Source organism: bacterium (assembly GCA_040753555.1).
Taxonomy (GTDB): Bacteria; UBA9089; UBA9088; order UBA9088; family UBA9088; genus JBFLYE01.
Genome location: JBFMDZ010000180.1, coordinates 1 through 4,186, shown reverse-complemented (window position 1 = coordinate 4,186; position 4,186 = coordinate 1). Strand labels below are relative to the sequence as shown.

Sequence of the window (4,186 nt, the reverse complement as noted above, 5' to 3'; positions counted from 1 at the left end):
TCCTTATTTAGGGTAAATCTTATTCCACTTTTTACACCCTGCTTCTTTAAAATTCGCAATCCTTGTAAGGCTTTATCAAATGAACCAGAAATTCCCCTAAATCTATCGTGTGTTTCTTTTATTCCATCAATGCTTATTCCTATATACTCAAAACCCCCATCTTTTATTTTAATAGCAATATCATCTGTAATAAGAGAGCCATTTGATGAGAGACAGGTTTTCATCCTGTAAGTTTTTGCATAGGCATTAAGTTCAAATAGGTACTCATAAAACAAAGGTTCTCCACCCGAGAAAAGCAAGACCTTAAAATCCAAAGATGCTAATTCATCTATAACATTAAAAGCCTCATCCTTGCTTAATTCATCCTTTTTATTTTCCCCTGCATCAATATAGCAATGTTTGCAAGAAAGATTACATTTTCTTGTGAGATTCCAAACAGCTATTTTTGATGGAAGGACCTCTTGAAAAGAGTCGGTAAGAAGCCTGGTAAATCTAATCATCTCTTTTTATCTTAAAAGGGCTAAATTTAGAAAGTGAAAGAATGAGGCCAATTGGGCATAAAAGCCTACACCAATACCTACTTGTAAATGATGAGAGAAAAAGAAATATTCCAAAAACAAATGGAATCCAGTAATAACAAGATAGAAAAAAGGAAGCATCAAGGTCAAAACAAAGGATTAGAATAAAGACAAGGAATACATATTTTATTGCAGGATGAGAATAAAGATGTGCATCAGAACCAGAAATCCTTCTTGAGATATTGTTTGTTATATCTTGAATTGTTCCAGATGGGCATATAAATCTACAGAATAGCCTTCCAAAAAGGCTTAAGGGAATTGCAATGTAAAGGATTGGATTCCTTAAGGTTTTTGCAGGGCAATATAAAAGATTGCAGCCTGAACAGGCAATCCAGGGAAGCGAATATGGGCAGAATTTAATGGGAATAAGAATGGGAAAGAGAAGGATAAGGGATATGAACTTTATTATCCTTCTGATAATGAATAGCCTTTTACCACAATTTTGAATTTTAAATTTTAAATTTTGAATTTCTTTCATTTAAAACCTCGCCTTAATTGCTAGATTTGTATGTGTTTAGCTGACCTTATTAGTTTAGACATTTCAATAAAAATTCAAAACTTAAAACTCAAAATAACAACTAAAAATTCAAAATCGTTGATAGTCTATAGACCATAGACGATAGACCATAAACGATAGACGAAGTAATAAATCCTTACTTAAGAATCTTGCATTTTTCGTTTTGCATTTTGTATTTATCTCACTCTCGTCCACCTAAACACATACCTTTAATTTTATCCTCAAAAACATTTTTTAGACGATAGCCAACAATGGTTTCTTTTATGTCTCCGTTTTTATCAATAATAAAAGTAGTTGGAATACCTCTTATCCCACCGTAATCCTGAACAATTCTATCATTACCCATTACTATGGGATAATTTATCTTCATCTCTTCCACGAATTTCTTAACAGAAGGTGTATTGCCTCCATCAAGACAAACACCTACAATAGCTAATTTCCCCTCATACTCATTCTGTAATTCTATAAAATCAGGAATTTCTGCCCTGCAGGGTGGACACCAGGTCGCCCAGAAATCCAATATAATCACTTTACCTTTTAGACTGGAAAGGGTTAAATTATTATCATTGATGGCAGGTAATGTAAAATCAGGTGCATTGCCCCATTGTGGTTGTTTTCTTTCAATCTTCTGCTGAACCTTTTCAGCTACAGGAAAGGTTTTATATTTTCTTTTAATGTCGTAATTGGTTTGAGATTTATCTTCTGTAATATCCTTTTTTTCAACATGAGCCGACTTCTCTTCAGGTGGTACTTTATTTTTACCACAAGCACTAAACAACACTGTAAAACCAATTAAAACTATTAAATATTTTTTCATAGCACCCTCCCAAACAAAATTAATATACCTATAATGATAAGTACTACGCCGCTGAATACTGATATTACCGAAATAAACCTCTTCACTTTACTAAACATTTTCAAAACCCTATCTACTGCCAATCCTGTTATCAGAAATGGTAGTGCTAATCCAAAAGAGTAACTGCTTAATAGCAATATACCCTGTGACAAAGTTTTTTTTGTTGCAGCAAGGGTTAATATTGACCCGAATATTGGTCCGATACAGGGGGTCCAACCAACAGCAAATGTCATTCCTACAATTAAAGAACCAAACCCGCCTAATACCGGTTTATCTTTCAGATGTATCCTTTTCTCATATTCCAGAAACTTTATTTTGAACAACCCAACAATATGTAATCCAAAAATAATGATTACTATACCACCGATTGCCCTCAATATTTTTTGATTTTTGATAATAACACTGCCTACAGAAGTTGCAGAAGCACCCAAAGCAATGAAAATAATTGAGAACCCTAAAATGAACAATAGGATGTTACCAAGTATTTTCTTTGTATTACTTTTTATAGAACTATCCATCAACTTATCCATAGATAGACCTGTAATGAAACAAATATATGCTGGAATCAATGGCAAAACACACGGTGAAAAAAACGACAATACACCAGCAAGAAAGGCAACCAAAATAGAAATTTGTTGTTCCATTTTTGTTTTTTAATCAATCACTATTTTTGAACCAGCAGAAATTTCTATAAAATCATCTTTAAATTGTTGTTGAAACATTTTAACTGCTTTATCTCCTGTACAATGACAAGGGGCCACTTTTTCTATCCCGAAATTTTTAAATTCATTAACTATCCATATTACTTCAGATGATGGTTTATCATGGAGATGAAACCCTCCAAGAACCAGATGTAGGGGTTCAGCAAAATGCTCCTTTACTCTTTTAATAATTTCAATAATCCCCGGGTGTGAACAGCCGGTTATTATTGATACCTTTTCATTTCTGATTATCAATGATTGTTCCACAAGTGGCTTACCGTCATATTCTCCAATAATTTCACCTGTTGTAAATATATTTTCTTTTATCCTGGTAATATCCTGACACTCAACAATTGTAGCATTAAACTTATTTAATTTTTCTTTAAACTCTTTACTGAAACTCTGGCAAATGAAAACCTTCATATCCGGGTTTTCTTGTAAGATATTCCATAAACCACCATAATGGTCCCCGTGTTCGTGAGAAACAATAACATATTTCAAACCGTTCGTGTTAATATTTAATCTTTTAAGATTTCTTTTTAGAATTCTTCCATTTGAAAATGTATCAAAAAGTAAATCATTGTCCATAAGGAAAGAAACGCCCCAGCCAACAAATAACCTCTGTAATCTTGTGGATGCCTCTGCAATAATTTTTATTTCCATTTTACCCAGCTTTTAATCATTTTTTAATGAAATGACAAAAGGCCACATTAGATTCATCTCCTGCACACACCTCCATCAGAACAGGGTGGGGTATCGCATCTTTCTGTTTTGCCACAGCAGGTCTTGCCACCTTGCGAGCTGATTATCTTACCACTTGTAGAGATAAAACTTTTAGAAATTACCTTGTCTAACTTCTCACTTTCACAAAAGCTACATTTAATTTCAGGTGCATCCACAGTAACACCCACTAAAAATTCGCTTACCTTACCGCAGTCTTTACATTTATATTCATAAATGGGCATAATAGTTCCTCCTATAATCGCAAAAGATAATCTGCAATAGCACGATATAAAGTGCTTACTGTAAGAATTGCACAATGCAAATGGTCTTCCGGTAAACAACCATTTAATTTCTTAATCACTTCTTGAGCCGATATTGACAATACCTCGTTGATAGTCTTACCTATAGCTAAATTTGCAGTCATAGCTGCACAGGCTTTTGTAGCATCACAGCCATTAGTGAAATATTCAATCTCAGTAATTTTGTTATCCTCAAAACTTAAGTAGAATTCCATCTCGTCTCCGCAAGGGCCTTTGATATATGCAGAGCTTGTCACAGCATTCATCTTGCCGAATAATTCCTGGTCATTGAGAAATTTTACTACTTCTTATAGCAAAAACTCAAGTAGATTTTCTTTGTCTTCGTATTTATTCATCGTCTCATCCTTTTCTTTAATTTTGAAGCATCTCTTAAGATTTTCATAACCTCTTCTTTTACTTTTGTATCTTTATATTCTAATATCGTTTTACCCTCTACCATTGCCTCAACAACAGATTTATCAAATCCAATCTTTCCAATTAAAGAAATAGCG

Annotated in this window: 7 protein-coding genes; all 7 read right to left on the bottom strand. The window is 33.5% G+C overall.

The genetic code is table 11. The features are described 5' to 3' along the window. The coding region (locus tag AB1630_10825) for a radical SAM protein (protein ID MEW6104284.1) at positions 1-500 on the bottom strand (500 nt) is incomplete at its 3' end. Further along, positions 493-1,056, bottom strand: coding sequence for a 4Fe-4S binding protein (locus AB1630_10820; GenBank protein MEW6104283.1), 564 nt, complete (start codon positions 1,054-1,056; stop codon positions 493-495). The genes AB1630_10820 and AB1630_10825, both read right to left, overlap by 8 nt. 220 nt (positions 1,057-1,276) lie before the next feature. After that, positions 1,277-1,912 carry a TlpA disulfide reductase family protein gene (locus tag AB1630_10815; protein ID MEW6104282.1) on the bottom strand — a complete coding sequence of 212 codons (636 nt, stop codon included), beginning with the start codon at positions 1,910-1,912 and terminating at the stop codon, positions 1,277-1,279. Beyond that, positions 1,909-2,595 carry a cytochrome c biogenesis protein CcdA gene (locus AB1630_10810; GenBank protein MEW6104281.1) on the bottom strand — a complete coding sequence of 229 codons (687 nt, stop codon included), beginning with the start codon at positions 2,593-2,595 and terminating at the stop codon, positions 1,909-1,911. The genes AB1630_10815 and AB1630_10810 overlap by 4 nt, the downstream gene beginning before the upstream one ends. A gap of 9 nt (positions 2,596-2,604) precedes the next feature. Continuing rightward, positions 2,605-3,315, bottom strand: a complete 711-nt coding sequence (locus AB1630_10805) for an MBL fold metallo-hydrolase (protein MEW6104280.1) — start codon at positions 3,313-3,315, stop codon at positions 2,605-2,607. 53 nt (positions 3,316-3,368) lie between these two features. After that, the gene (locus AB1630_10800) at positions 3,369-3,617 is read right to left on the bottom strand and encodes a zinc ribbon domain-containing protein (GenBank protein MEW6104279.1); all 249 of its coding nucleotides are present in this window, start codon (positions 3,615-3,617) and stop codon (positions 3,369-3,371) included. 11 nt (positions 3,618-3,628) lie between these two features. After that, entirely contained in the window at positions 3,629-3,940 is a 312-nt protein-coding gene (locus tag AB1630_10795) for an iron-sulfur cluster assembly scaffold protein (GenBank protein MEW6104278.1), read from the bottom strand. Between the last annotated feature and the right edge of the window lie 246 nt (positions 3,941-4,186).